Annotated in this window: 22 protein-coding genes and 1 pseudogene; 12 read left to right on the top strand and 11 right to left on the bottom strand. The window is 72.0% G+C overall.

Annotated elements, in window-relative coordinates:
- Nucleotides 1–3: 3 nt before the first annotated feature.
- A complete protein-coding gene (locus ASD48_RS08335; RefSeq protein WP_057600711.1) occupies nucleotides 4–720 on the bottom strand; it encodes a hypothetical protein in 717 nt (238 codons plus the stop codon).
- A 181-nt stretch (nucleotides 721–901) separates the two neighbouring features.
- Here ASD48_RS08335 and ASD48_RS08330 point away from each other — a divergent pair, with 181 nt between their 5' ends.
- Nucleotides 902–3,505 carry a bifunctional FO biosynthesis protein CofGH gene (locus tag ASD48_RS08330; RefSeq protein ID WP_057600710.1) on the top strand — a complete coding sequence of 868 codons (2,604 nt, stop codon included), beginning with the start codon at nucleotides 902–904 and terminating at the stop codon, nucleotides 3,503–3,505.
- 85 nt (nucleotides 3,506–3,590) lie between these two features.
- Nucleotides 3,591–4,178 (top strand): L,D-transpeptidase, encoded by a 588-nt coding sequence (locus ASD48_RS08325; RefSeq protein ID WP_057600709.1) that lies wholly within the window; start codon nucleotides 3,591–3,593, stop codon nucleotides 4,176–4,178.
- A gap of 63 nt (nucleotides 4,179–4,241) precedes the next feature.
- Here the strand turns inward: ASD48_RS08325 and ASD48_RS08320 are convergent, their stop codons facing one another.
- Nucleotides 4,242–4,769, bottom strand: a complete 528-nt coding sequence (locus ASD48_RS08320; protein ID WP_057601076.1) for a DUF2165 domain-containing protein — start codon at nucleotides 4,767–4,769, stop codon at nucleotides 4,242–4,244.
- Between the two features lie 127 nt (nucleotides 4,770–4,896).
- Between ASD48_RS08320 and ASD48_RS08315 the strand changes: the two genes are divergently transcribed.
- Complete coding sequence (locus ASD48_RS08315) at nucleotides 4,897–6,015, top strand: ADP-ribosylglycohydrolase family protein (RefSeq protein ID WP_057601075.1); 1,119 nt, start codon at nucleotides 4,897–4,899, stop codon at nucleotides 6,013–6,015.
- Here ASD48_RS08315 and ASD48_RS08310 read toward each other — a convergent pair.
- Complete coding sequence (locus ASD48_RS08310; protein ID WP_057600708.1) at nucleotides 6,012–7,580, bottom strand: sodium:solute symporter family protein; 1,569 nt, start codon at nucleotides 7,578–7,580, stop codon at nucleotides 6,012–6,014. The genes ASD48_RS08315 and ASD48_RS08310 overlap by 4 nt on opposite strands.
- 138 nt (nucleotides 7,581–7,718) lie before the next feature.
- Nucleotides 7,719–8,504, bottom strand: coding sequence for an SDR family oxidoreductase (locus ASD48_RS08305; RefSeq protein WP_057600707.1), 786 nt, complete (start codon nucleotides 8,502–8,504; stop codon nucleotides 7,719–7,721).
- 92 nt (nucleotides 8,505–8,596) lie between these two features.
- Between ASD48_RS08305 and ASD48_RS08300 the strand changes: the two genes are divergently transcribed.
- Nucleotides 8,597–9,472, top strand: coding sequence for a hypothetical protein (locus ASD48_RS08300; protein WP_057600706.1), 876 nt, complete (start codon nucleotides 8,597–8,599; stop codon nucleotides 9,470–9,472).
- Between the two features lie 74 nt (nucleotides 9,473–9,546).
- Here ASD48_RS08300 and ASD48_RS08295 read toward each other — a convergent pair whose 3' ends face one another.
- Nucleotides 9,547–11,559, bottom strand: a complete 2,013-nt coding sequence (locus ASD48_RS08295) for a DMT family transporter (protein ID WP_057600705.1) — start codon at nucleotides 11,557–11,559, stop codon at nucleotides 9,547–9,549.
- Between the two features lie 170 nt (nucleotides 11,560–11,729).
- A complete protein-coding gene (locus ASD48_RS08290; RefSeq protein WP_199875677.1) occupies nucleotides 11,730–14,357 on the bottom strand; it encodes a D-alanyl-D-alanine carboxypeptidase in 2,628 nt (875 codons plus the stop codon).
- A gap of 238 nt (nucleotides 14,358–14,595) precedes the next feature.
- On the opposite strand from ASD48_RS08290, the gene ASD48_RS08285 reads away from it, so the two are divergent.
- The 3 genes from ASD48_RS08285 to ASD48_RS08275 all read left to right on the top strand — a co-directional run bounded on the left by ASD48_RS08285 (nucleotide 14,596) and on the right by ASD48_RS08275 (nucleotide 16,939).
- The gene (locus ASD48_RS08285) at nucleotides 14,596–15,351 is read left to right on the top strand and encodes a GPP34 family phosphoprotein (RefSeq protein ID WP_028807190.1); all 756 of its coding nucleotides are present in this window, start codon (nucleotides 14,596–14,598) and stop codon (nucleotides 15,349–15,351) included.
- Between the two features lie 315 nt (nucleotides 15,352–15,666).
- A complete protein-coding gene (locus ASD48_RS08280; RefSeq protein ID WP_057600704.1) occupies nucleotides 15,667–16,536 on the top strand; it encodes a helix-turn-helix transcriptional regulator in 870 nt (289 codons plus the stop codon).
- A gap of 211 nt (nucleotides 16,537–16,747) precedes the next feature.
- A complete protein-coding gene (locus ASD48_RS08275; protein ID WP_020131958.1) occupies nucleotides 16,748–16,939 on the top strand; it encodes a DUF397 domain-containing protein in 192 nt (63 codons plus the stop codon).
- Between the two features lie 244 nt (nucleotides 16,940–17,183).
- Here the strand turns inward: ASD48_RS08275 and ASD48_RS08270 are convergent, their stop codons facing one another.
- From ASD48_RS08270 to ASD48_RS08260, 3 genes are all read right to left on the bottom strand, one after another.
- Nucleotides 17,184–18,056: a MerR family transcriptional regulator gene (locus ASD48_RS08270; protein WP_107104239.1), complete on the bottom strand. Its 873-nt coding sequence runs from the start codon at nucleotides 18,054–18,056 to the stop codon at nucleotides 17,184–17,186.
- 116 nt (nucleotides 18,057–18,172) lie between these two features.
- Nucleotides 18,173–18,676, bottom strand: coding sequence for a glutathione peroxidase (locus ASD48_RS08265; RefSeq protein ID WP_057600702.1), 504 nt, complete (start codon nucleotides 18,674–18,676; stop codon nucleotides 18,173–18,175).
- Between the two features lie 164 nt (nucleotides 18,677–18,840).
- The gene (locus ASD48_RS08260) at nucleotides 18,841–19,812 is read right to left on the bottom strand and encodes a winged helix-turn-helix domain-containing protein (RefSeq protein ID WP_057600701.1); all 972 of its coding nucleotides are present in this window, start codon (nucleotides 19,810–19,812) and stop codon (nucleotides 18,841–18,843) included.
- 96 nt (nucleotides 19,813–19,908) lie between these two features.
- Between ASD48_RS08260 and ASD48_RS08255 the strand changes: the two genes are divergently transcribed.
- The gene (locus tag ASD48_RS08255; RefSeq protein WP_057600700.1) at nucleotides 19,909–21,111 is read left to right on the top strand and encodes an MFS transporter; all 1,203 of its coding nucleotides are present in this window, start codon (nucleotides 19,909–19,911) and stop codon (nucleotides 21,109–21,111) included.
- 82 nt (nucleotides 21,112–21,193) lie between these two features.
- On the opposite strand, the gene ASD48_RS08250 is transcribed toward ASD48_RS08255, so the two are convergent.
- Nucleotides 21,194–21,628 carry a MarR family transcriptional regulator gene (locus ASD48_RS08250; protein WP_057600699.1) on the bottom strand — a complete coding sequence of 145 codons (435 nt, stop codon included), beginning with the start codon at nucleotides 21,626–21,628 and terminating at the stop codon, nucleotides 21,194–21,196.
- Nucleotides 21,629–21,757: 129 nt separating this feature from the next.
- Here ASD48_RS08250 and ASD48_RS08245 point away from each other — a divergent pair, with 129 nt between their 5' ends.
- Nucleotides 21,758–22,273 carry a hypothetical protein gene (locus tag ASD48_RS08245; RefSeq protein ID WP_057600698.1) on the top strand — a complete coding sequence of 172 codons (516 nt, stop codon included), beginning with the start codon at nucleotides 21,758–21,760 and terminating at the stop codon, nucleotides 22,271–22,273.
- Between the two features lie 87 nt (nucleotides 22,274–22,360).
- Here ASD48_RS08245 and ASD48_RS08240 read toward each other — a convergent pair whose 3' ends face one another.
- A complete protein-coding gene (locus ASD48_RS08240; RefSeq protein ID WP_057600697.1) occupies nucleotides 22,361–22,906 on the bottom strand; it encodes a DUF4396 domain-containing protein in 546 nt (181 codons plus the stop codon).
- Between the two features lie 127 nt (nucleotides 22,907–23,033).
- Here ASD48_RS08240 and ASD48_RS08235 point away from each other — a divergent pair.
- From ASD48_RS08235 to ASD48_RS08225, 3 genes and pseudogenes are all read left to right on the top strand, one after another.
- Nucleotides 23,034–23,420, top strand: a pseudogene (locus tag ASD48_RS08235) (BlaI/MecI/CopY family transcriptional regulator); the annotation flags it as partial.
- Between the two features lie 126 nt (nucleotides 23,421–23,546).
- Nucleotides 23,547–24,479 (top strand): M56 family metallopeptidase, encoded by a 933-nt coding sequence (locus ASD48_RS08230; protein ID WP_057600696.1) that lies wholly within the window; start codon nucleotides 23,547–23,549, stop codon nucleotides 24,477–24,479.
- Nucleotides 24,480–24,614: 135 nt separating this feature from the next.
- Nucleotides 24,615–25,823: an acyltransferase family protein gene (locus ASD48_RS08225; protein ID WP_079073658.1), complete on the top strand. Its 1,209-nt coding sequence runs from the start codon at nucleotides 24,615–24,617 to the stop codon at nucleotides 25,821–25,823.
- Nucleotides 25,824–25,828: the final 5 nt, after the last annotated feature.

The raw sequence follows: 25,828 nt of genomic DNA, 5'->3' as shown, positions 1-25,828 counted from the left end.
CCGTCACGCCGACGGCCCGAAGTCGGGCGGCCACAGCCGGTCCCCGGCGGGCTGGTCGTCGCCCTGCCGCCAGTCCGGGTCGACGGCGCAGGGCGTGGAGGTGCCGCCGGTGAAGTAGTCGCGGTCCGCGAACCACTGGAAGGACACGCGCTCGTCGCCGCCCGAGCGGGAGGCGTAGAGGTCCCAGTAGTCCCCGGAGACGTTCTCCCGGTAGGAGGTGATGTCCCAGCCGGTGTCCTCGAGATGGTCGCGCAGCCGGCGCAGACCCGGGACCGCCTGCTCGGCGGGGACCTGGTCGAGCGCCCAGCTGTGACTGATGCGGTAGGCGCCGTCGACGCTCTCGTCGGTCAGACCGCCCCGGTAGCAGTGGTCCGAGCCGATCGTGTTCTCCGTGGAGACGCCGATCTCCTCGACGCCGGGCCTGATGGTGCGGGTGAACCCGAGGACGTCGTACGCCTCCCGTGAGCGGTCGACGGCGCGGCTCACCATCTCCTCGGGCGCGACCCGCGGGAAGTCCGACGCGTCCTTGGTCACCACGGCGATCCAGCCGACGAAGGCGAGGACGAGGAGCAGCGGCACGGCGAGAAGCACCGCGCAGCCGATGCCGAAGGCCTGCGCGGCGGTGCGGCCGGTGGCGGCGGTGGCGGTGGCGGTGGCGGTCGCGGGCACGGGTGCGGGCACGGGGGAGGCGGCGGTGGCGGTGGTGATCTCCTCGGGCATGCGGCGACCGTAGATCCGCCGGGGTGCGCGGGGCATCGGTACGGCTGCGTACGGGGGATGGGTACGCGTACTCAGGGTCCGCGGTCCCGGGGTCCGGGCCGGGACCCCGGGGCCGCCGCCGTTTCCGTTCCGGGCCCCGGTCCCGCCCCGGGCTCGGAAAACGTGATCGTATGCTCGAAGGATGACGACTTCCGCGACCTCCGGAACCGGCCCCGGCCCGACCCCCGGCCCCACCGAGAACTCCATGCGTCGCGCTCTCAAACGGGCCCGTGACGGCGTCGCCCTGGACGTCGGCGAGGCGGCCGTGCTGCTCCAGGCGCGCGGCGAGCAGCTGGAGGACCTCGCCGCCTCCGCCGCCCGGGTGCGGGACGCCGGCCTGGAGGCGGCCGGCCGGCCCGGTGTCATCACGTACTCGAAGAGCGTCTTCATCCCGCTCACCCGGCTCTGCCGTGACAAGTGCCACTACTGCACCTTCGTCACCGTCCCCGGCAAGCTGCGCCGGGCCGGACACGGGATGTTCATGTCGCCCGACGAGGTGCTCGACATCGCCCGGCGCGGTGCCGCCCTCGGCTGCAAGGAAGCCCTCATCACCCTCGGCGACAAGCCGGAGGACCGCTGGCCGGAGGCGCGCGAGTGGCTCGACGCGCACGGCTACGACGACACCATCGCCTACGTCCGCGCGATTTCGATCCGCATCCTGGAGGAGACGGGGCTGCTGCCGCACCTCAACCCGGGTGTCATGTCGTGGACCGACTTCCAGCGGCTGAAGCCCGTCGCGCCCAGCATGGGCATGATGCTGGAGACCACCGCCACCCGGCTGTGGTCCGAGCCCGGCGGCCCCCACCACGGCTCCCCGGACAAGGAGCCCGCCGTCCGGCTGCGCGTCCTGGAGGACGCCGGCCGTTCCTCCGTCCCGTTCACCTCCGGGATCCTGATCGGCATCGGCGAGACCTACGAGGAGCGCGCCGAGTCGCTGTTCGCGCTGCGCAAGATCTCCCGCGCCTACCACGGCATCCAGGAGCTGATCATCCAGAACTTCCGCGCCAAGCCGGACACCGCGATGCACGGCATGCCGGACGCGGAACTCGACGAGCTGGTCGCGACCGTGGCCGTGGCCCGCCACCTCCTGGGCCCGGCCGCCAACCTCCAGGCCCCGCCCAACCTCGTCGACAGCGAGTACGGGCGGCTGATCGGGGCCGGGATCGACGACTGGGGCGGGGTCTCGCCGCTCACCATCGACCACGTCAACCCCGAGCGCCCCTGGCCGCAGATCGACGAGCTCGCCGAGAAGTCGGCGGCGGCCGGCTTCGCACTGCGGGAACGTCTCTGCGTCTACCCGGAGTTCGTCCGGCGCGGCGAGCCGTGGCTCGACCCGCGGCTGCTGCCGCACGTGCGGGCGCTGGCCGACCCGCAGACGGGACTGGCCGTGTCGGACGCGGTCGTCGAGGGCCGTCCCTGGCAGGAGCCGGAGGAGGTGTTCGTGCCGTCCGGCCGTACCGACCTGCACCGCACCATCGACACCGACGGCCGGACCTCCGACCGCCGCGACGACTTCGACGAGGTGTACGGCGACTGGGGCGCCCTGCGCGAGGCGGCCGCCCCCGGCATGGCGCCGGAGCGCATCGACACGGACGTGCGCCAGGCCCTCGCGACGGCCGCCGACGATCCGACGAAGCTCACCGACGACGAGGCACTCGCCCTGCTGCACGCGGACGGCCCGGCGCTGGACGCCCTCACCCGCATCGCGGACGACGTCCGCCGCTCGGCCGTCGGCGACGACGTCACCTACATCGTCACGCGGAACATCAACTTCACCAACGTCTGCTACACCGGCTGCCGTTTCTGCGCCTTCGCGCAGCGCCGCACCGACGCCGACGCGTACACGCTCTCCCTCGACCAGGTCGCCGACCGCGCCCAACAGGCCTGGGAACTGGGCGCGGTGGAGGTCTGCATGCAGGGCGGCATCCACCCGGACCTGCCCGGCACGGCCTACTTCGACATCGCGAAGGCGGTCAAGGAACGGGTCCCCGGCATGCATGTGCACGCCTTCTCACCCATGGAGGTCGTCAACGGCGCGACCCGCACCGGCCTGTCGATCCGCGAGTGGCTGACGGCGGCGAAGGAGGCCGGGCTCGACTCCATCCCCGGCACGGCGGCCGAGATCCTGGACGACGAGGTCCGCTGGGTGCTGACCAAGGGCAAGCTGCCGGCCGCGACCTGGATCGAGGTCGTCACGACGGCGCACGAGCTCGGGATCCGGTCGTCCTCGACGATGATGTACGGCCATGTCGACCAGCCCCGGCACTGGCTGGGCCACCTGCGGACCCTGGCCGGGATCCAGCAGCGGACCGGCGGTTTCACGGAGTTCGTCACCCTCCCGTTCATCCACACGAACGCGCCGGTGTACCTGGCGGGCATCTCCCGCCCCGGTCCGACCATGCGGGACAACCGGGCGGTGACGGCGATGGCCCGGCTGCTCCTGCACCCGCACATCCCCAACATCCAGACCAGCTGGGTGAAGCTGGGCTCGGAGGGGGCCGCGGAGATGCTCCGCTCGGGGGCGAACGACCTGGGCGGCACGCTGATGGAGGAGACGATCTCGCGGATGGCGGGCTCGTCGTACGGCTCCTACAAGTCCGTCAAGGACCTGATCGCGGTCGCGGACGCGGCGGGCCGTCCGGCCAGGCCGCGTACGACGCTGTACGGCGAGGTGCCGCAGGAGCGGCAGCGGGCGGCCTCGGCGTCGGACGGGCATCTGCCGGAACTGCTGCCGGTACTGGACTGAGGGGTCGTGCAGGGACCGGGGGGCGGGCCCCTCGCAGTACGATGATCGGGCCCCGACCGGAGGGGTCCCGTAGCTGAGGAGATGCGTGCCCGTGCCTGCCCGACGGCTTCCCTCCTGGGTCTGGGTCACCGGCCTGACGACCGGCGCGATCGCCGCGGTCGTCTTCCTGACGGCGCAGGCCGAACAGGGCCCGCACCCGACGGCGTCGGCGGCGAACCGTCCGAGCGCCTCGGCGTCGGCGGGCGCGCAGCCCTCGGCCTCTCCGAAACCGTCGGCCACCCCCAAGGCGGCCGAGGTGCCCGCCGGTTCGGGCACCGGCCGGCGGATCGTCTACTCGCTGGAGCAGCACCGGGTCTGGCTGGTCGACGCGGACGACACGGCCCGCCGCACCTTCACGGTCTGGCCCGGCACGGTGGACCCGGCCGTCGGCAGCTTCACGGTCTCGCTCCGCAAGGACGCCACCACGGGCTCCGACGGCGTGGCGATCGAGCACATCGTCTACTTCTCCGCCACCTCGGGCGTCAACATCGCCTTCTCCAACGCCGTCGACGGCTCCTCCCCGCCCCCGGCCGCCGCCGGCACGCAGACCGGCGGCATCCGGATGGCCAAGGCGGACGGGACGGCGCTGTGGGCGTTCGGCGAGACGGGGACGAAGGTCAGGGTCGTCGAGTAGGTCCCGGAACCGAGGGTCCCGGAACCCCGGGTCCCGGAACCCCGCGTCCGGCAACTGCGGGCGTCAGGCCCGGGAGTCGTCCCGCGCCGGTCCGGTCGGCAGCTGGTTCACGATCAGCACGACCCCGGCGAACAGGAAGGCCCGGGTAGCCGCGTCCAGCCCGTTCCAGGTGTCCGACTGCCACATCGAGAACCACTCCCCGCCGATCGCGATGAACCCGGCGCCGAACAGCAGCATCACCATGACCAGTCCGTACGTGGACAGCGAACGGCCGCGTATGCCGTCCCGCCGCGCCCAGAACCACGTCCCGGCGGCCAGCACCACCCCCGCGACGGTCTCCCACGCGATGATCGCGACATAGGCGGCGTCCTGAAGCCCCTTGCTCGTGATCGCCCGCCACATCACGTCGTCGTCCTTGAACGTCGTGTCCATCGCCAGCACATGCCGCACGAACTGCTGGTTCGTGCCGAAGTCGGTGATGTTCCCGAAGGAGACGAGAAGCATGTAGAGCGCGACCGTCCCGGTGAGGAGGGCGGCGCCGAGCGGAAGCACGCGTGACGCGTGGGGGATACGTGTGGTGGGGGTGGTCATGCCGGTGTCCTTACCCCACCAGGTCTTCATCACCCCTCCACCGGACCGCCCGTGCACAGGGCCGGAACGGCACGCTGTTCGATTACAGTGACGGACGTCGTATGTACGCACGGTGCGGGAGGACTGGGTGGGTGCGACTGCCGGGCCCGTCTGGGGCCGTGCCGAACAGCAGGACTTCCGCAGCCGGGTGCGTGGCACGCTGCTGGGCGCGGCCGTCGGGGACGCCCTCGGGGCGCCTGTCGACGGGCTCGGGATCGAGGAGATCCGGCAGGCGCACGGGCCCGAGGGGATCGTGGACCTGGCTCCCGCCCACGGGCGGCGCGGCGCGGTCACCCATCTCACCCAGCTGACCCTGTTCACCGTGGACGGGCTGATCCGCGCCCAGGTGCGGCGGGACACCGGCGCCTGGCATCCGCCGACCGATCTGCACCGGGCCTATCTGAGATGGGCGGCCACCCAGCGCGACTGGGGGCCCGACCTGCGCCGCAAGGACGACGGCTGGCTGGCCCGCGAGGAGTGGCTGTACGCCCGGCGCGATCCGACCCGGACGCTGCTGCTCGGGCTCGGCGACGAGGTCATGGGCACCCTGGACTCGCCCAAGAGCCCCGGCGCGGCCGGGCCCGAGGTGGTTCCCCGTTCGGTGCCCTTCGGACTGCTGGTCGGCTGGGAACCGCAACTCGTCGCCCAGCTCGCCGTCGAGTGCGCCGCCCAGACCCACGGCCACCCCACGGCGTACCTCGCGGCGGCCGCGTACGCCGTCACCGTGCACGCGCTGGCCTGCGGCGAGAGTCTCGACGGCGCGGTGCAGCGGACGCTCGCCCTGCTGGCCGCGCGGCCGGGGCACGAGGCGGTGTCGGAGGCGTTGCAGCGCGCGCTGGGCGCCGTACGGCAGGGGTTGCCGGGGCCCGCGAGGGTGGAGGAGCTCGCGGGCGCGGGGACCGCGGAGGCCGTGCTGTCGGCTGCCGTCTACTGCGCGCTCGTCGCGGAGGACGTCCGGCACGGGCTGCGGCTCGCGGTGAACCACGGTGCGCCCTCGGGGCCGACCGCCGCCCTGGCCGGCGGCCTGCTCGGCGCCCTGCACGGCGAGACGGCCCTCCCGCCGGCCTGGCTGGCCGAGCTGGAGGGCCGTCCCACGATCCTGGAACTCGCCGACGACTTCGCCATGGAGATGACCCAGGGGCCGGCCCTGCACGGTCCCGCCGGGGCGTCGCCGGGCTGGCTGGCCCGCTATCCCAGGGGCGGTTAGTCCGTCACCGCCGTGGGGACCTCGTCCTTGGGCCGCGGCACCTGCGCGGCGGCCGAAGCGCCGCCGTCCCCGTCCGTGTTGATCTGTTCGATGATCGCCAGCCGTTCCGGGGTGTCCTCGGGCTTGATGAATCCGACGAGGACGTAGAGGACCAGCGACACGGCCAGCGGGATCGACACCTGGTACTGGAGCGGCACTCCGCCGTCGACGTTCCAGTTGATCGGGTAGTTGACCAGCCAGAAGGCCAGCAGACCCATCGACCAGCTGGTGAGCGCGGCCGTGGGGCCGGAGCGGCGGAACGGGCGCAGCAGGCCCAGCATCATCGGGATCGCCATCGGGCCCATCAGCCCGGCCACCCACTTGATGACGACCGTGATGATGTCCTTGAAGGCGGGGGAGTTGACCTGCGTGGCCGCCGCCATGGACAGACCCAGGAAGACGACGGTCGCCACCCGCGCCGCGATCAGCCCCGACCGCTGGTTCCACTCCCGCGCCCTGGCCCAGATCACCGGCGCGCAGTCCCGGGTGAAGACGGCGGCGATGGCGTTGGCGTCGGACGAGCACATGGCCATGGTGTGGGAGAAGAAGCCGACGATGACGAGCCCCAGCAGGCCGTGCGGCAGCAGCTGTTCGGTCATCAGGGCGTAGGAGTCGGAGCCGTCCGGCTTGTTCGACGTCACCAGCAGCGGCGACATCCACATCGGGAAGAACAGCACCAGCGGCCAGACCAGCCACAGCACCGCCGACAGCCGCGCCGACCGCTCGGCCTCCTTGGGGGTGGCCGTGGCCATGTACCGCTGGGCCTGGTTGAGCATGCCGCCGTTGTACTCGAAGAGCTTGATGAACAGGAACGCGAGCAGGAACACCGTGCCGTACTGGGCGACCAGGGGCTTGTCGTGGCCCTGGAGCGCCGGCTCGTCCCAGGCGTCCAGGAACCCGATGCCCTTGTCGTTCAGCTTCAGCACGACGGCGACGAACATCGCGACGCCGGCCAGCAACTGGATGACGAACTGGCCGAGTTCGGTCAGTGCGTCCGCCCACAGGCCGCCGATCGTGCAGTAGACGGCGGTGATCGCGCCGGTGATGAGGATGCCCTGGTTGAGGGAGATGCCGGTGAAGACGGACAGCAGGGTCGCGATGGCGGCCCACTTCGCGCCGACGTCCACGATCTTCAGCAGCATCCCCGACCAGGCCAGCGCCTGCTGGGTCTTGAGGTCGTAGCGGTTCTTCAGATACTCCAGCGGGGAAGCCACGTGGAGCCGCGACCGCAGCCGGTTGATGCGCGGCGCGAACAGCTTCGAGCCGATGGCGATGCCGAGCGCGATGGGGAAGGACCAGGTGACGAACGAGGTGACGCCGTAGGTGTAGGCGATGCCCGCGTACCCGGTGAACATCACCGCGCTGTAGCCCGACATGTGGTGCGAGATGCCGGACAGCCACCAGGGCATCCTGCCGCCGGCGGTGAAGAAGTCGCTCACGTTGTCGACGCGCTTGTGCGACCAGACGCCGATCGCGACCATCACGCCGAAATAGCCGATGAGCACGGCCCAGTCGAGACCGTTCATGTGCGCCCTCCCAGGGTTCAGACCGGCGTTCAGTCCGGCGCTCATCGTGGGCGCTGCCGCGTGAACACGACAAGTAAGCGTAAGGTCAAAGGGAGGTAAAGGAATTCGGTATGGTGGTTCGCGTTCACCTACATGAACTCATCGCATCAGCTCCCCGGCGTTGACCAGCAACGATTGTCCGGTGATCGCCCGCGCCCGGTCCGACGCCAGGAACGCCGCCGCGTCCGCCACATCCCCGTCCGTCGCCAGCTCGGGCAACGCCATCCGCTCGGTGAGCCGCCCCAGCACCTCCTCCTGCGGCACCCCCTCCGTCTGTGCGGCGAACTGGACGTAGGCCTGCACCGGCGGCCCCCACATCCACCCCGGCAGCACGGTGTTGACCCGGATCCGGTGCGGCCCCCACTCCCGCGCGAGCGAGTACATGGCGCTGGTCAGCGCCCCCTTGGAAGCCGCGTACGCCGCCTGCCGTACCTGCGAGGGGGCCGCCACGGCGGACTGCGTCCCGATGAACACCACCGACCCGCCGCGCACCCGCAGCCCGGCCAGACAGGCCCGCGTCATCCGCAGCGACCCCAGCAGGTTCACGTCGATCACCGACTGCCAGGTCGTGAAGTCGGCGTCCTCGACCCCGCCGAAGTAGGAATCCCAGGCCGCCACGTTCACCACGGCGTCGATCCCGCCGAACCGCTCCCGCGCCAGCTCCGCGAGCGCCTCGCAGCTCCCCTCGTCGGTGATGTCGGTGACCCGGTACGCCGTACGCACCCCCTCGGGATCGATTCCGGCCGCGCTCTTCGCGAGATTCGCCTCGGTCCGCGCCCCCAGCACGGCGTTCCCGCCGTCCCGGACGACCGCGGCGGCGACCTGGTGACCGAGCCCGGCGCCGACTCCCGAGACGACGACGGTCTTGCCGTCGAGCAATGACATGAGACCTCCCTGACTCCCGACCCTGGCGCATCAACTGACGGACCGTCAGAGTATGAGCGACCGCAGGAGGACGGAAGGGAAGGGAAGTTCCCATGTCCGAGGAGACCCGCAGCGAGACGTACGCCGAACTGGCCGCCGTCGGCCCCTACGGGGTGCGCCCCGGCCACGCCCTGATCACCATGGTCGAACCGCACCCCGGCCACGAGTACGCCTACAACCGCTGGTACGAGGACGACCACTACTACGCCGGCGCGATGGCGATGCCCTGGATGTACGCCGGCCGCAGGTGGGTGGCGACCCGCGACCTCCAGCTCCTGCGCCGGCCGGAGAAGTCGGCGATCGCCCGGCCGGTCACCGCCGGCTGCTACCTCTCCACCTACTGGATCACCGACGGACGCTACGACGACCACATGAAGTGGACGGTCGCCATCAACAAGCGCCTCAACCGGGACGCCCGCGTCTACCAGGACCGCACCCACGTCTTCACGGCGTTCCAGGACCACGAGACGACCGTGTACCGGGACGGCGCCGCCGGTCCCCGCGACTTCCACGCCCTGGACCACCCGTACGCGGGCCTGGTGCTCGAAGTGATCGACAGTGACTCGGCACGGCAGCGCGCCGAACTCCTGGAGTGGCTGCGCGCCCGCCACCTCCCCAAGCGGGTGGCGGGCTCCCCGGCGGCCATGGTCACCGTCTTCCGCCCCACCCCCCTCCCCGGCGACCGCATGACCTACGTCAAGCAGGTCGAGGGCGTCGACACCCGCCTGACCCTCCTGTGGTTCCTGGAAACCGACCCGAGGGACTGCTGGGAACCGCACTTCACCGGCCTGGAGGAGGCGGTGACGGAGTCGGGCCTGGGACGGGTGGAACTGCTCGCACCGTTCGTCCCGACGGTCCCGGGCACGGACACCCATGTGGCGAACCTCCGCACCACCGGCCTGCCCGGCAGCCCCTCCGGGGGAGAGTGAGGACGAGTCCCGTTCGGGGCCGGAGCGGGAGCCCGGGGGCGGCGGCCCCCGGCGACGCCGGCGTCAGGCCACGCTCACTTCAACTCGTCCGGACACGGCGTGCCCCGCGGCAGCTGATAGGGCGCGGCGAGCCGATAGACCCCCGCCCGCGGAGCGACCAGCATCGTCCACCTGTCCCCCTCCGCGTCCTCCTCCGTCTCGAACAGGCACCCGTCGACGTTGTCGTACGTCTTCGGCTCCCCCTCCGCCCGGTCCTTGGACGCGTCCGTCTCCTGCGGCGGCTTCAGGCTCTTGCCCTGCGCGTCGACGACGCTCAGCCACGGCGAGTACGGGATCCGGATCAGGATCCGCCCCGGCTTCTTCACGTCGATCGTCATCTCGCCCTGCTCGGCCCGCTGCACCACCGCGTTCGGCTCGGCGAGCGAGGCGGGGTCGGTGACCTTGAACAGCTGCCAGTTGGCGTCGCCCCAGATCTGCACCAGATAGGGCAGCCCCCGCTGCACCAGCTCCCGCTCCCGTTCGCCGCCGTCCCCGTCCAGCGCCTCCTTCGGGACGACCACGAAGTGCACGGCCCACCGCTGGAGCCACTCGTGGTAGTTCGCCGAGTTGAGGGTGTCGTCGTAGAAGAGCGGGTTGCGCTCCATGTCGGCCTGGCGGTTCCAGCCCCGGGCGAGGTTGACGTACGGCGCGAGCGCGGACGCCTCGCGGTGCGAGCGGGCCGGTACGACCTCCACCCGTCCCTTCTCCGCGCCGATCTCCTGGAGTTCGTTGACGAGCGGCGCCAGCTCACGCGCCCAGGAGGCCGCCGGGGTCGTCCGCAGGACGTCGTCGACCGACTTGAAGCCGATCCAGCCCACGAACCCGAGGAACGCCACGACGATCGCGTACCACTTGCGGCTGCGCGGCACGGCGAACGGCAGCGCCGCCATCAGCACCACGCCCGTGAACAGCATCGCGAGACGCGTGATGTTGGACCCGATCTGCGAGCTGATCAGCCACACCAGCAGGACCCCGAGCCCGTACACCGCCGAGGTGATCCGCACCGTCTTCCAGTCGCGCGGGACGACCGCGAAGACGACCACCGCGGACAGCAGCGGCAGCGACGCCGAGCCGAAGGACATCGGCTGGGTGCCGGAGAACGGGAACAGCCAGGCGGACAGGGCGACCACGGCCGTCGGCGCGAGCCCCAGCGCCCACGCGCCCGGCCGCCGCTTCTGCAGGAACAGCGCGGCGGCGACGAGCCCCACGAAGAGCCCCGCCACCGGCGAACCCATCGTGGCGAGCGCGGCGAGCGGGGCGGCGCACAGCGCCTTCGCCCAGCGTTTGTAGCGCCAGCGGTACGGCCAGCAGAACACGACGGCGACGGCGCCCAGCGCGAAGGTGTTGCCGAGCCCGAACGTCACGCGCCCGGAAGCCGCGTTGCACAGCAGGGCGAAGACCCCGGCCAGCGCCGGCCACAACGGGTTCTTCACCGGTCGGCAGCGCAGCAGGATCAGGGTGAGCAGCCCCGCCGAGAGCGTCCCGGCGATCATCATCGTCGTCCGGACGCCGAGCAGGGACATCAGATACGGCGACACCATGCTGTACGACACCGGGTGCATGCCGCCGTACCAGGCGAGGTTGTACGCGGAGTCGGGGTGGCGGCCGACGAACTCGGCCCAGGCGTCCTGCGCCGCGAGGTCGCCACCACTGTTCGCGAACGTGAAGAACCAGACGAGGTGCAGGACGCCGGACAGCCCCGTCATGGCGAGCACGGGATGGCGTCGCAGCCGGTCGCCCAGCCGGTCGAGCGCGGATCTCACCCGCGACGGCTCACGCGCGGGGCCCGCGTCGCCCGTACGGCCGTCCGCGCGGTCGTGCGCGGGATCCTGCGCAGGGCCGTCCGCGCGGTCGTCCGCACGGCCGCCCGGCGCCTCGGGGTCCGGGACGTGGTCCCGCTCGAGCTCTACCATCGCGCCCCGGCCGGCGCGGTCGCCGCGGTCGTCACGGTCGTGGTCGCCCGACTGCGGGGCGGGCACCCTGGGTCGCGCGCCGGCGTCCGGGTCCGGACCGGTGTCGTCGGCGCGTGTCGGCTCCGCAGTGGCCACCTGAAGGCACTCCCCGTGTCCCGTCTTCTGCTCTCGGCCGCATGCCGTTCGCGTCCGCTTCACGGCTGCGTCCTTGCGACCGGCGACCTGTCCCGTTTCGTGACGCTAGCACGCACCCCGCCGGGCGGCTGCCCGACGGGGTGACGGAGGCGTACGCGCGGGGTCGCGGGTCAGCCGATGCGTGTCAGCTTGTCCGAGAAGCCCGGCTCGGTCAGATCGGACTGCAGGGCGACGGGCACCTTCACGGCACTGCTGGTGCCGTCCCCGACGGTGAGCGTGCCCACCTGGGTGCCGGCCTTCGCCGTGTGCGGCACCTCGTCGGCGGTGAAGGACAGCTTCACCGTCATGCCCGCCCAGCCGACCGCCGAGACGTCCTTGGTGATGACCACGGGCGTGCGGCCGCCCAGCTTGTCGTCCACGTACCCGACGACGTCGCCCTTCTTGAGGATCTTCGCCGAGGTGAGCGCGTCCTGGGCCGCGAGCAGCGCCGTCTTGCTGACCGCGTTGACCGTTTCGAGGATCTTCGGCTTGTGCTGGCCGAGGACCGCGCCGACGAGGGTCACCGTCTGGCCGTTCACCTTCTTGCGGGAGGCGAAGAGCAGGTTGCCCCCGGCCGCGGTGGTGCTGCCGGTCTTGATGCCGATCGCGCCGATGTAGTACGGCAGGGTGTTGTAGTTGTTCCAGTACTTGCCGGACGGGTCGGTCCAGCTGGCCGCGCTGGAGATGGAGACCAGGGCCGGGACCTTCACGAACGCGCGGCCGAGCTTCACCTGGTCCTCGGCCGTGGAGACGGTGGTCTCCTTCAGGCCCGACGGGTCGGTGTACGTCGTGTCGGCCATCCCCAGTTCCTTGGCGGTGGCGTTCATCTTCTTCACGAACGCCGCCTCCGTACCGGCGTCCCAGCGCGCGAGCAGACGCGCGATGTTGTTGGCGGAGGGGATCAGGACGGCCGACAGGGCCTGCTTCTCGGTGAGCCGGTCGCCGGCCTTGACGGTGTTGAGCGTCGACTCGTCGCCGGAGACGTCGTAGCCGCCCTCCTTCTCCGCCGTCGCGTCGACCTCGATCTCGGGACCTTCCTCCCCGGCCTTCATCGGGTGGTCCTTGAGGATGATGTAGGCCGTCATGGTCTTGGCGACCGAGCCGATGGCCACCGGCGTCTGCTTGCCGAAGCTGCCCACCGTGCCGACGCCGTCGGCGTCCATCCAGCCCTGTCCCTCACTCGGCCAGGGCAGCTGCGTCTTGCCGCCCTCGAAGGTGTAGGAGTCCTCCGCGGTGAGGGCCAACGCGGTGGCCGGCAGCGGCCGTACGGCCTGCGCGATCGCAAACGCGACCAGCAGCAGGATGACCAGGGGCGTCCAGATCTTGAGCCGCCGTCCGAGCGTGCGCAGCGGCGTGGGCGGGGGCGGCGGGGTGTTCGTCAGCTCCGCAAGGAGGTCCAGCGGCGGCCTCGGCGGCAGCGGCTGCTGGGTGGTGCGCTCGGGGCCGACCTGCGGGACCAGCGCGGTGACGTCGGCCTGCTTCGGCGGTCGCGGCTCGTCGAGCGGCTTGAGCGCGACGAACTTGCTGGTCCGCTCGGCGGGGGCCTCGGGCTCGGCCTGCCGCCCGGCCTGCGGGGCGGACTTCGGAGCCGCCTTCGGGTCGGCCTTCGGGTCGGCCTCGTTCGCGTCCGGCTCGGGCTTGGTGGCGGCGCCCAGCTTCAGCATGGTGGTCGGCTGGTCGACGGCGGGCTTGGGCCGGGGTGCCTTGAAGACGGCGGTGGGCTGGTCGACGGGGGAATCGCCGGGCTTGCCGGCGTCGGTGTCGGCGTCGGTGTCGGTGTCGGCGTCCTCGGCCTGACCGGGTACGGCGTCTCCGGCGGCTTCCTCGTCGGCGTCCGACGCCCACTTCGGTGCGGGCTTGGAGGTGGCTTTGGAGGCGGACTCGGGTGCGGGCCTGGCGGTGGCCCCGGCCCCGGCGACCGGCCGGGCGTCGGAGGGTTCGTCAGATTTGCCGGTTTCGTCGGCTTTGGGGGTGTCGCTCGCGGAACGTTCCTCCGCCTCGCCGCCGGCGTCCCGGTCCGGGGTGGTTTCGTCCGAGGTGTCCCGGTCCGGGAGGGCCTCGTCCGCGGCCGAGTCCGTCGCGGGTTCCGCGGCGGGGCTCTTGTCGTCCGCCGAGGCCACCCACTGGGCCACGGCTTCCCGCAGGCGCTCGTCGCCGCCCCCGGAAGCACCCTCGGCGCTCCCGGACGCGCTCCCGGCCGCCCCGGCGCCCTCAGGGCCGCCCTGGGCGCCCTCGGAGCCCCTCTCGGCGTCCTCGGCCTCGGCGGACCCGGTCCCGGTGGCCGTACCGCTGTTCTCGGCCTCCGTGGCCTTCGTGGGCCCCGCGGGCTCCTTGGCCTCTGCGGATTCCTCGGCGCCGTCGGCGTCGGTCCCGCCCTCGGGCTTGTCTGCGTCTGCGTCTGCGTCTGCGGCCTTCGCGGCTTTCATGGCGTCCTCGGCGGACTCGCCCGCCGCGGTCTCGCCGCCGTCCTCGGCCACCGTGGGCTCGTCGCCCTCCTCGGGCTCCTCGCCCTCCGCGGACGCCTCGGGCTGTTCGGACTCCGCGGTCTTGAGGTCCCGTACCGAGAACACGCGCGTCGCCGTGTCCACACCGCCCCGTGACGCCGACGGCTCGGCCTCCCGCGCCACGGCCACCCGCGGATCGCGGACTTCGCGGGAATCGCGAGGCTCACGCGCCTCGGGAACCGTGCTCGCGCTCCCCGACGTCGGTTCTGCCGACGACTCGCGCTGCTTCGACCTGTCGGGGGACTCGCCCGCCACCGATGCCTCCTCCTGTGCCGCACGCCCACCGCGCGCTCGTGCCGAACCGTGAACCGCCCGCCCGAAACACGCCTCACGGCATGTCCGAACCATGTACCAGTGTCCTGTGTAGAGGGCTTGGCTCCTGCGGTAGACGAGAACGACATACCTACTGGTTCCACTACAAACAGGTCACGCACCCTCGACAGACCAATGTGAGAGGGGTCACCCTGTCATTCATCCACGCGGGGAGGCATGGATGGGCAGGAGCCGCAGAACAATTCCGGAAGAGCTTTTGTTGCTGGCGCTGGACCCGACCACGGGTACCACCGCACAGCCGCAGTCGCTCGACCTCGGTCTGGCCGGAGCACAGCTAGTGGAGCTGGCGCTGGCCGGACGGATAGCCCCTGACGGGGATCGTATCGCCGTGGTGTCCCCACGGCCGACTGGAGACCCAACGCTGGACTGCGCGTTGGAGTTGCTGCGAAGGCGTGGCGCTCCTGTACGTGCCGTCCACTGGATCGGCGGGCCGCGTCTCGGGCTACGCCAGACCTACCTCTCGCATCTGGAGCGGTGCGGCATGGTGCATGCCGTGGCGGGACAGATGTGCGGAGTGCTGCCGACGACTCGCTACCAGGCGACGGACACCGACATCAGCCGGGAGATCAAGGCCCGGCTGGACTCCGCGATCCGCACCGGCGTACCGCCGGACCCGCGGACCGCGGCGCTCGCCGCACTGGCGCACGCGGTCGGCCTCGGCAAGCACCTGTACCCGGGCAACGAGGGACGTTCGTCCCGCTCCCGGCTGCGGGATCTGATCAGGCACGACCCGATGGGCGGCCTCGTGGCGCACGCCGTGATGGACGTCCAGAACGGCGCGGTGGCACAGCCGCGCCGCAACCAGGCACCACCCGGCCGGCAGGCCGGACCCGGTGCCAGGCCCGCACCGGAACCCGCCCGTGGCGTTCCGGCGCAGCCGCACCGCGGTCCCATGGCGCGTGTCGTGGCTCACTGAGCCGCAGTACCACGACATCGCGCCGGCCGGGCCGGGAAACCGCAGGACGTAAGACCCGCAGGACGTAAGACCCGCAGGGCCAGTTGGACCCGTCGGACACAGGACCCGTTCCGGGAGCCGCAGCGGTCGCGCGGGGTGGTGGACGTATCGATCCGCCACCCCGCGCGGACGCATGTCGGGGGACGGACCCGAACTGGCGTGTACCCGCCGCATATCCACCGTTTTCCAGCGGTAGAAAGCGCCTTGGTGGCAGTCTGCTCAACAGCAGATACGCAAAGTGTCAGTTACAGACACGCAGCCGGAGGTGCACGTCCCGTGGCGTCCAATGTCAATCCCACCGTCAGGCGACGCCGGCTGGGCCAGGAGCTGCGTCGGCTCCGTGAGCTCAAGGGCATGACGGCCGAAGAGGTCGCCGAGCGCCTGCTGGTGTCCCAGTCGAAGATCAGCCGGCTGGAGAACGGCCGGCGCAGTATCAGTCAGCGTGACGTCCGTGACCTGTGCGGGGTGTACGAGGTCGAGGACCAGCGGATGGTCGACTCGCTGATGGAGATGGCCAAGGACTCCCGCCAGCAGGGCTGGTGGCATGCCTTCGGCGATGTTCCGTACAGCGTCTACATCGGTCTGGAGACGGACGCGGCGAGTCTGCGCGTGTACGACCCGCAGGTCGTGCCCGGGCTGCTCCAGACCCGTCAGTACGCGGAGGCGCTGATCTCGGGCGCGCTGCCGGAGGCCCCGCCGGCGGATATCGAGAAGCGGATCCAGGTGCGCCTGCGCCGACAGGAACGTATTTCCACAGCCGACAACCCGTTGCGCCTGTGGGCGGTACTGGACGAGGCGGCGCTGCGCCGCCAGGTCGGCAACCGGCAGGTGATGATCGAGCAGCTGGACTACCTGCTGGAGATGTCCCAGTTGCCGCACGTGACCGTGCAGTTGATCCCGTTCACCATGGGCGCGCATCCGGGGGTGAGCGGCCAGTACGCGATCCTCGAGTTCCCGGACGCCGCCGACTCCAGCGTGGTCTACATCGAGGGAGTCACCAGCGACCTGTACCTGGAGAAGCCGCAGGACGTGCAGAAGTACAGCGTGATGTACGAGCACCTGAGGGCGCAGGCCCTGAACGCCGACCAGACCCGGGAGTTCATCGCGAAGGTGGCGAAGGACTACGCCAGAGAGGTCGCCCCGTGAAGCGCCGCAAGGTACACCTTCGGCCGGGCCGGAGGGAAGTCCCTATGGAATATGCCATCCGGACGGGTGAATAGTCGCTCCGTATCACGATGTTGGCGAGTAGCGTCGATCACGCCATCAAGCAACAACGGTGGCGCAAACCATGCCGTGCAGACGGAGATCTGCGCACGGCGCGGTGACAGCAACTCAGCAACTGACTACCGGAGCGAACATGGCAATCCAGCAGGGCGCCGCGAACGAGTGGGTCAAGTCCTCCTACTCCCAGGGCAACGGCGCATGCGTCGAGATCAAGTCCCCCCTCCGTGCGGCCATGGCCGTCCGTGACTCCAAGGTCACCGAGGGCCCGACCCTGGCCTTCCCCGCCGACGCGTGGAACACCTTCGTGGCATCGGTCAAGGCGTAAGGGGACTATCCCCTGAGACAACCCCACCGGCACGACCAGCAGGACCAGCAGGACCAGCTTCACCCGTACAACCGGCTTCACCAGCACGACCCAAGAGCCCCCTCGACCAGCTCGCCGTCCTTGCCGAGGGGGCTCGGCACATCCCGGCACATCCCGGCACCTCCACGGCGCGGGCCCGCCGGCAGGCCCGAAGGCCCGACCGACCCCGACAGGCCCGACCGACCCGACGGGCCCGCAGGCCCGGCTAGCCCCGCTTCACCGGGAACGCCACGTCACACACCGGGTCCTCGGCTCCGGCCGCGTCCCAGTCGGCGAAGTAGATCTCCCGGCAGGGGCCGTCGTAGTCCCAGCCCTCCCGTTTCATCCACGCCTCCACCGCCTCGTACGGGGCCAGGATCTGCGGGTGCGCCACCTGCGCCTTGGTGATCCTCGTGTACGCGAGCCGACGGGCGGGCTCCACCCGCGCTTGGAACTGCCGGCCCCGGCCCTGCGCGGCGGCCGCCCAGGCCCGGGCCCCGGCCTCGTCGGCGACCGGTACACAGGACTCGACCGGCCCGTCGCTCTCCATGGACACCGCGGAGTAGTAGACGACGTACGGCGCCCCGGCCACACCCCCGCACTCCCCGGCCGCCCCCTCCAGACGCCCCAGCGAGGCGGGGATCCACAGCGGCAGCTCGTCCGCGAGCGTGTGACGTGTCTCGGTGACGATCACCTGCTCGGGCACGTCGACCAACCGGACCTCGAACTTCTCGTACATCTCGGAGCTCCTCCCCGACAGCCGTGCACGGAGGTAGTCGGCGAGGGTGCGCTGGGCGGCGAACCGGGCCTCGACATCGCCCCAGTAGGCGGCGAGCAGTTCCCCGGACGCGGGCTCGTCAGCGGTCTCCACCACCTCGGCGATTCGCGCGAGCGGCATGTCCAGCTGACGCAGCATGGCCACCAGCCGGGCGCGTTCCACCTGGCCGGTCCGGTAGTAGCGGTAGCCGCTGGCCTCGTCGATGTGCGCCGGGGCGAGCAGCCCGAGCCGGTCGTACAGCCGCAGCGCCTTGGCCGAGAGCCGGGCCCGCGCGGCGAACGCGCCGATCGTGAGCAGCGTGCCGTCATCCCCGATGTCCACCACGCACCCCCGTCTCGTCCTCCGTCGCCGGGCGGCCTTCGCGCCCGGCGACGAGGAGGCTCCGCCCTGCCCCAGGGGCAAGGTCAAGCCGGACGGTCCCTTCGGCCGGGGACCGCCTAGCCCAGCTGGCTCTCGATGGCCGCGACGACCTCGGCGGCCTCGGGCTCGGTCTGCGGGGAGAAGCGGGCGACGACGGATCCGTCCCGCCCGATCAGGAACTTCTCGAAGTTCCAGCGGATGTCACCGTCGTGGCCCTCGGCGTCCGAGAACCCGACGAGCCGCTGGTACAGCGGGTGCCGCTCCGCGCCGTTGACCTCGACCTTCTCGGTCAGCGGGAAGGACACGCCATAGGTGGCCGAGCAGAACTCGGCGATCTCCTCGGCGGTGCCGGGCTCCTGCCCGAGGAACTGGTTGCAGGGCACGCCGAGCACCGTGAAGCCCTGGGCGGCGTACCGCTCCTGGAGCTTCTCCAGGCCCGTGTACTGCGGGGTCAGGCCGCACTTGGAGGCCACGTTCACCACGAGCACGGCCTTGCCCGCGTACTGGGAGAGCTCGGCGGAACCGCCCTTGAGGGCGTCGATCGAGACGTCGAGGGGAGAGGCACCTGCGTCAGTAGTCATGCTCCGGATGCTAGCCCCGGTCGGTGAACCCATCCCTTCCGGGGCCACCCCCCGGTTCCGGTTCCGGCCGGAACAGCCGGAACAGCCCGGCGCCTGCCCGGCGTCTGCCCGGGGCCTGCCCGGCGCCGGGCAGGGAGGTGCCCGGTACCGGCCCGGGCCAGGTCCTACCCGGCCGCGGCGCGGGCCAGGACCTCGCCCGCCGCGGTCCGCGAGTACAGCACCGACCGCCCCGCGCGCCGTCGCTCCACCAGCCCCGCCTCCAGCAGCACCCGCAGATGGCGGCCGACCGAGCCGAGGCCCTGGCCGGTCAGGGCGACCAGCTGGGTGGTGCTCAGCGGGCCGGCGAGGAGGACGAGCACCGCGGCCCGGCCGGGCCCCAGCAGGGCGCCCAGCGCGGCCGGAACGGCACGGGCCCGGTCCCGGTGGTCCTCGGCGAGCGCTCCCGTGCAGGGATAGACGACGGCGTACCGCTCCCGCTCGTCCCACGACACCCACCCCGCCTTCGGGGTGACCGGCACGAACACCAGCTCGGCGCCGGAGATCTCGCGGGGCGGATACTCGTGCAGGTTGACCTGAAAGCGACTCCCGCCGAGCCATCGCGTCCCCGGCCGCAGCGAGTCCAGTACGGCGGCCCAGCCACCCCGGCTGACCTGCGCGGTCCGCGCGACGACATCGGCCTCCAGGACGTGCCGCCGCCGTTCCCAGTACGGTCGTACGCCCGTCTCCCACACGTACTCCAGCAGCCCGGCCGCCCGGTCCGGCAGGTCGTCCCGGTCCAGGGCGGCGGGGAGCGGGCCGGCCAGGGACATCCGCAGATGGGCGCGGGCCGCCGCCGGATCGGCCGACCGTACCCGGGCCACGCCCTCCTCGAAGCTCTCGCCGTCCCTCGGGGTGGGGGTGAGGAAGTCGGCGACCCAGCTCCGACCCAGCCCCGCCCGTACCAGCAGCGCGGTCACCGGGTCCGCCGCCAGGACGGCGCGGTAGCCGGGGAGGTGGTCGCGCAGCCAGTCGCGCTCGCCGGGATGCGTCCCCACGCCCGCGTGCAGCAGCTTCAGGCTCGCGAAGGTCTCGGCGAGCGGCGAGAGCACGAACCGGCTGCGCGCCAGGGTGTCCGCGTTCACCTGCCACCAGCCCATGCCCAGGCGCCCCCTCCCGTGCCCGTCCGACCGACGACGTTTCGCGGTCCCGCGAAACAGTAACCACCCCTCCACGGCCCGTCGCAGACTCCGCCCATGACCGGCCACACATACCGACAGCTCTTCCGCACCCCCGAGTTCACTCCTCTCTTCCTCTCCGCCGCCGCTCAGACCGCAGCCGGGACGGTGAGCGGGCTGGCCCTCGGCACGCTCGTCTACCGGGCCACCGACTCCCCGCTGCTGTCGGCGGTGAGCATGTTCGGCCCGTCGCTCGCGCAGGTGCTGGGCGCGACCTTCTTCCTCTCGGGCGCCGACCGGTTGCCCCCGAGGTCGGCGCTGACCGGTCTCTCCCTCGCCTTCGCCGCCGCGACGACCGTCCTGGCGCTGCCCGGACTGCCGGTGTGGGGTGTGTTCGCGGTCGTGCTCCTCCAGGGGCTGATCGCCTCGCTCGGCGGAGGCGTCCGCTGGGGCCTGCTGAACGAGATCCTCACCAAGGACGGCTATCTGCCCGGGCGTTCGCTCTTCAACATGCTGAGCGGACTGATGCAGATCATCGGCTTCGCCGCCGGTGGCGCGCTCGTGACCGTGCTCTCCCCGCGTCCGGTGCTGCTGCTCGCCGCCCTGCTCTACACGGCCGCCGCCGTGATCACCCGCCTCGGCCTGACCGTCCGCCCGCCGCGGGCCGCCGGACCTCCCTCGGTCGCGGCGACCCGGCGCACGAACGCGGTGCTGTGGTCCTCCCGGCCCCGCCGCCTCACCTATCTGGGCCTGTGGCTCCCCAACGGGCTGGTCGTCGGCTGCGAGGCGCTCTTCGTGTCCTACGACCCCGACGCGGCGGGCACGTTGTTCGCGTGCGGGGCGCTGGGGATGCTGGCCGGTGACCTGACCGTGGGCCGCCTCGTCCCGCCGGCCATGCGCTCCCGTCTGGCCACTCCCCTCCTCCTGCTGCTGGCCACCCCCTACGCCTTCTTCGCCCTGCGCCCCGCACTGCCGCTCGCCGCGGTCTGCGCCGCCCTGGCCTCCGTCGGCTTCGGTGCGAGCCTGGTCCAGCAGGAGCGGCTGATGTCCCTCACCCCGCCCGAACTCAGCGGTCACGCACTGGGGTTGCACTCGGCCGGAATGCTCACCATGCAGGGCGTCGGCGCGGCGCTCGCCGGAGCGGTCGCCCAACTCACCTCGCCCGCGACGGCGATGACACTGATGGCGCTGACATCGATCGCGGTGACCCTGACACTGGCGGCAGCCGGACGAGCCGACGCGGAGCGCGAGGCGAAGGACTTCGGCCGGGTGAGTGGGTGAGCGGGTGAGCGCGTGACCGGGATGGCCGTGGGGGTCGGCGTGGGGCGTCGGGGCCGGCGTGGGGCGTCGGGGCGGGACCGGTTCAGGCGTCGGGGTCGGTGAAGACCTCGGGCACCTTGTTGTCGACGACGACGCGGGCGAGCAGCGCGGCGAGCCGGTCGCGTTCGCTCGTGTTCAGCCCCGAGGGCAGGTTCTCCAGGCGGCGGCACGTCTCGTCGTAGAAGCCGTGCGCCAGCCGGTCGCCTTCCTCGGTGAGTCCGACGCGGACGGCCCGTCCGTCCCGCGGATCCGGCTCGCGCCTGACCAGTCCGCGCTGGACCGTGCGGTCCACCAGTCCCGTCAGGCTGGACCTGGCGAGCCCGAGCATCTCGCCGAGTTCGCTCATGCCGTACGGCTGCGGCATCAGCACGCACAGCAGTTGGCCCTGCTGCGGTGTGATGCCGTGGGCGCGGCTCGACTCGGCGTACACGGCGTTCACGAGGAACGCCGACCGCACCAACGCGGCCACGACCGCCATCTGCCCACCTGCGGTTTTCCCCATGAGGGGAAAGACTAGCGGCGGGCGTGGGGACGGCTCGACCCTCTGCCGGACGAGATGTCCGGGCGGCCCCGGCGGTCCCGGCCGCCCTTGCCCTAGGTTGATCGAATGGGCTTTTTCGACAGGCTGACCGGAACCAGACACCCCCGAAGCGGTCTCGTGCCGCGCTCCGCCGAGGAGGTCCGGGCCGCGCTGTTCGCGGTCAACGGCCCGGAGGTTCCGTACCGGGTACGCGACGCGCTGCCCGAGGAACGTGCCGATCTGGTGGCGGAGTGGCGGGTCCGGGAGCCCTCCTGGCACGCGCACTTCGTCCGGGTGCGGATGCAACAGACGCTCACGACACGGATGCGGCTGCTGCCGGGGACCCACGAGGTGCGCAGTGTCGACGAGTTGCGTGAGGTGACGTGGGCGGGCGGCCGTCCCCGGCTCGCCGTGGCGCGGGAGTTCGGCCGCGGCCAGGTGACCATGGTCTCCCGCCGGTGGACGGTCGAACGCGGTCCCGACGGCCGTCGGCGACTCCAGGAGACGTACCGCTTCGACCCGGCGGAGATGAAGGATCCGCTGCGGGAGGCGGTGCTGGCGGCCGGTTGGACCTGGCGCGGGGTGGCGTTCGGCCGGCTGTGAGCAGAGCCGGGGGAGCGGCGAAAGGGGGAGCGGTGAAGGGGGAGGGGTGAAGGGGGAGGGGTGGGGCGAGGGTGGTGGCGAGGGGCCTCAGGCGTGCTGGGCGTGGGCGACGGCGTGGCCCTTGCCGCGGCCGATCATCCACTTGTTCACGGGCGTGGTGATCAGGAAGGCGATCACGAAGCCGCCCAGGAGGGCCGCCCAGAACAGCCCGTCCGACAACTGGGCCTCCATCGCGCCCGGGGTGAGGGCGACGACGGCGTTGTCGACCAGTTCCATCACGGCGATCGACACGGTGTCGGCGGCCAGCGCCACCTTGACCGCGGCCCTGAGGCCCAGGCCGGCCCGGCGCACCGCGAACAGGGTGAAGGAGTAGCCGAACAGGAACGCGAGAACGATCGCGACGATCATGGTCGGCACATTGCCCCAGCCGAGGGCGGTACCGATGACCATCCCGAGGATCTCGCCGATGGCGCACCCGGTGAGGCAGTGCAGCGTCGCCTTCATCGCCATGGCCCAGGAGACGCCCCCGTGCTGCGCCGCCGGTGAGGACGGGGAGGCGTGATCGTCGTGCCGGTCGTCGTGCCGGTCGCCGTGCCGGTCGTCGTGCGGAGAGTGGTGCTGGTCGTGGTCCATGGGTTCTGTATACCCCCTGGGGGTATGGTAGGCAAGGGTCCGGTCGAGCGATGAGGGGCGGGTGCGGCGGGCGGCGTCTATACGATGTCCGACCGGGAAACGGACGGCGGCGGAGAGGAGACGGGGCGTGACGGATCACCGGCAGCGTCCCCGGCGGCGCGGACAGGGCGAGCTGGAGGCGTTGGTCCTGTCGGCGCTTCGGGAGGCGGACGGTCCGGCCACCGCCGGATGGGTGCAGGAACGCCTGGGCGGCGGTCTCGCCTATACGACGGTGATCACGATCCTCACCCGGCTGCTCGCCAAGGGCGCGGTCACCCGCGAGCGCGGCGGGCGGTCGTTCGCCTGGCTGCCCGCGTCCGACGAGGCGGGTCTCGCCGCCCACCGCATGCGCAGGGTGCTGGACGCCGAGCGGGACCGCGAGGCCGTGCTGGCCAGTTTCGTCACCGGCCTGGGCCCCGATGACGAACGGCTGCTGCGCGAACTCCTGGGCCAGCCCCGCGGCGAAGAGGAAGACGAAGAGCAAGAGCAAGACGAAGACGAAGAGCAAGAGCAAGGCGAAGAAGAAGAGCAAGAGGAGCACGGCAAACGGGAAGGCGGAGAGACAGCCGCGGACCCGGACGCGGAGGGAGGCTGACCTCTCATGGGGGTCTTCGTGCTTCTGCCCCTGGTGCTGCCGCTCACCGCGTGGCCGGTCGCGCGGCTCGCCGAACAGCATCTGCATCCGCGCACCGCGACCCGGCTGCTGACCGGCGTGGCCGCGGTGATGGCCGTGTGCAGCACGGTGTGCCTGGGGCTCCTCATGGTCGTCGGCACCGCCCAGCTCCCCGGCAACCCGCTGCCCGACGGCTGGTCGGACCCCGAGGTGCGCCGCGCCGTCCCCTACGACGAGATCGCGGGCCGGGCCGCCATCCCCGCGCTGTGCGCGGTGGCCCTGGTCTGCGGCCGGACGCTGCTGCGGCACCGCCGGGTGCACCGCCGGGCCCACCGGGCGCTCGCCGGGCTGCCGGGCACGCAGGTCGTGGTCCTGCCCGACGGGACGCCGTACGCGTACGCCCTGCCCGGCCGCCGCCGCGACCGGATCGTCGTCACCACCGCCCTGCTGGACCGGCTCGAACCGGCCGAGCGGCGGGCCCTGTTCGCCCATGAGCGGGCCCACCTGGCGGGCGGCCACCACAGGCACCTGCTCGCCGTCCGGCTGGCCGCGCGGGCCAACCCGTTCCTGTGGCCGCTTCGTGCGGCCGTCGCGTACACGGCGGAGCGCTGGGCGGACGAGGACGCGGCCCGGTCGGTCGGCAGCCGCCGTACGGTGGCCCGGGCGATCGGCAGGGCGGCCCTGGTATCCGGACGCGCGCCCCTGCCGGGTCTCGCCGGTTTCGCCGCGCCGGGCCCGGTGCCGCGAAGGCTGACGGCCCTGCTCGGCCCCGCCCCGGCGGCGCGGCGCCGGCCGCCGGTGTTCACCACCGTCGGTCTCGCGGTCTGGGGTGCGGCGGCGGGAACGGCCGTGTCGGCGATGTCCTCGGTGAACTCGGCCGTCACGATGCTGTTCATCCTGCACGCCGCGACGCGCCTGTGACCCCTCTGCCGCGTCGGGAGGTTTATCCGGCCGAAAGCCGGTAAGCAGCGCCCGGGTAATGGTGTCGGAGCTTCCCCCCAGCCGGTCCCGGGGCAGGGAGCACGGTCGTGTGAGAGGTGTTCTGGTCTGTCCGGGTTGCGCCAGGAGGGCACAGGGCAGGCCACACTGCCCACGAGCGGCACCGAGCCGATCACCGAAGCGACACGGTCGGGGGTGACGCAGGCCGATCCTCCCCGGGGCGAACCGGCGCACGTCGGGCCGTCATCCGCGGAGCCTACGCACGTCGGGCCGGCACCCGCCGAGCCGGACCAGGCCGCGCCCGCGAAGAAGCGGGACGCCTTCTTCGACAACGCCAAGTACCTGGCGATCCTGCTCGTCGCCGTCGGCCACGCCTGGGAACCCCTGCGCGAGGGCAGCCGCACCGTCACCGCGTTCTACACGCTCGTGTACGCCTTCCACATGCCGGCGTTCATCGTCATCTCCGGCCACTTCTCCCGCGGCTTCGACGGCAGCCCGCAGCGCGTCAAGCGCCTGGTCACCGGTGTGGCCGTGCCGTACGTGGTCTTCGAGGTGGCGTACACCCTCGTCACGAGGTGGACCGACGACGCCCCGGGCCGCGACATCAGCCTGCTGGACCCCCTCTACCTGACCTGGTTCCTGGCCGCCCTGTTCATCTGGCGGCTGACCGCGCCGCTCTGGCGCCTCGTCCGCCGGCCGCTGCCGCTCGCGCTGGCCGTCGCGATGCTCGCGACCCTCTCGCCCGCCATCGGCAAGGACCTCGACCTCCAGCGGGTCCTGCAGTTCCTGCCCTACTTCGTCCTGGGCCTGCAGCTGAAGCCGGAGCACTTCCGGCTGGTGCGCCGCCGCGCGGTACGCGTCGCCGCGGTGCCGGTCTTCGCGGCCGCGCTGGCCGTGGCGTACTGGGCGGCCCCGCGCGGCCTCCACCGCTGGTTCTTCCACAACGACAGCGCCGTACAGCTGGGGGCGCCCGCCTGGTACGGCCCCGTGATGACCCTGGCCGTCTTCGGCTGCTCCCTCGTCCTGGTGGCCTGCTTCCTGGCCTGGGTGCCGGGACGCCCCACCTGGTTCACCGCCCTGGGCGCGGCCACGCTCTACGGCTATCTCCTGCACGGCTTCGTCAAGCAGGTCGCCGGCCCCGCCCACTGGTACGACCACCCCTGGATCCACCAGCCGCTCGGCGCCCTCGCCGTCACCCTCGTCGCCGCCCTCACCGTGACCCTGCTGTGCACCTCCCCCGTCCGGCGGGTCTTCCGGTGTGTGGTGGAGCCGAGGGCGGAGTGGGCGTTCAGGCGGGGCGGCGAGGGCGGGCGCGCGGCGGCGTAGGCACG

It is taken from the genome of Streptomyces sp. Root1310 (assembly GCF_001426425.1).
GTDB lineage: Bacteria > Actinomycetota > Actinomycetes > Streptomycetales > Streptomycetaceae > Streptomyces.
Note: the sequence above shows the minus strand (reverse complement) of the source record. Positions and strands in the feature narration are given on the sequence as shown.

What these genes read in the sequence shown, in the direction of transcription:
- ASD48_RS08275 (WP_020131958.1), top strand. Translation starts at nt 16,748, where the DNA reads ATGGCAATCCAGCAGGGCGCCGCGAACGAGTGGGTCAAGTCCTCCTAC.
- ASD48_RS08330 (WP_057600710.1), top strand. Translation starts at nt 902, where the DNA reads ATGACGACTTCCGCGACCTCCGGAACCGGCCCCGGCCCGACCCCCGGC.
- ASD48_RS08285 (WP_028807190.1), top strand. Translation starts at nt 14,596, where the DNA reads ATGGGCAGGAGCCGCAGAACAATTCCGGAAGAGCTTTTGTTGCTGGCG.
- ASD48_RS08260 (WP_057600701.1), bottom strand. Translation starts at nt 19,812, where the DNA reads ATGGGCTGGTGGCAGGTGAACGCGGACACCCTGGCGCGCAGCCGGTTC.
- ASD48_RS08305 (WP_057600707.1), bottom strand. Translation starts at nt 8,504, where the DNA reads ATGTCATTGCTCGACGGCAAGACCGTCGTCGTCTCGGGAGTCGGCGCC.
- ASD48_RS08265 (WP_057600702.1), bottom strand. Translation starts at nt 18,676, where the DNA reads ATGACTACTGACGCAGGTGCCTCTCCCCTCGACGTCTCGATCGACGCC.
- ASD48_RS08255 (WP_057600700.1), top strand. Translation starts at nt 19,909, where the DNA reads ATGACCGGCCACACATACCGACAGCTCTTCCGCACCCCCGAGTTCACT.
- ASD48_RS08250 (WP_057600699.1), bottom strand. Translation starts at nt 21,628, where the DNA reads ATGGCGGTCGTGGCCGCGTTGGTGCGGTCGGCGTTCCTCGTGAACGCC.
- ASD48_RS08245 (WP_057600698.1), top strand. Translation starts at nt 21,758, where the DNA reads ATGGGCTTTTTCGACAGGCTGACCGGAACCAGACACCCCCGAAGCGGT.
- ASD48_RS08300 (WP_057600706.1), top strand. Translation starts at nt 8,597, where the DNA reads ATGTCCGAGGAGACCCGCAGCGAGACGTACGCCGAACTGGCCGCCGTC.
- ASD48_RS08320 (WP_057601076.1), bottom strand. Translation starts at nt 4,769, where the DNA reads ATGACCACCCCCACCACACGTATCCCCCACGCGTCACGCGTGCTTCCG.
- ASD48_RS08240 (WP_057600697.1), bottom strand. Translation starts at nt 22,906, where the DNA reads ATGGACCACGACCAGCACCACTCTCCGCACGACGACCGGCACGGCGAC.
- ASD48_RS08310 (WP_057600708.1), bottom strand. Translation starts at nt 7,580, where the DNA reads ATGAACGGTCTCGACTGGGCCGTGCTCATCGGCTATTTCGGCGTGATG.
- ASD48_RS08335 (WP_057600711.1), bottom strand. Translation starts at nt 720, where the DNA reads ATGCCCGAGGAGATCACCACCGCCACCGCCGCCTCCCCCGTGCCCGCA.
- ASD48_RS08230 (WP_057600696.1), top strand. Translation starts at nt 23,547, where the DNA reads ATGGGGGTCTTCGTGCTTCTGCCCCTGGTGCTGCCGCTCACCGCGTGG.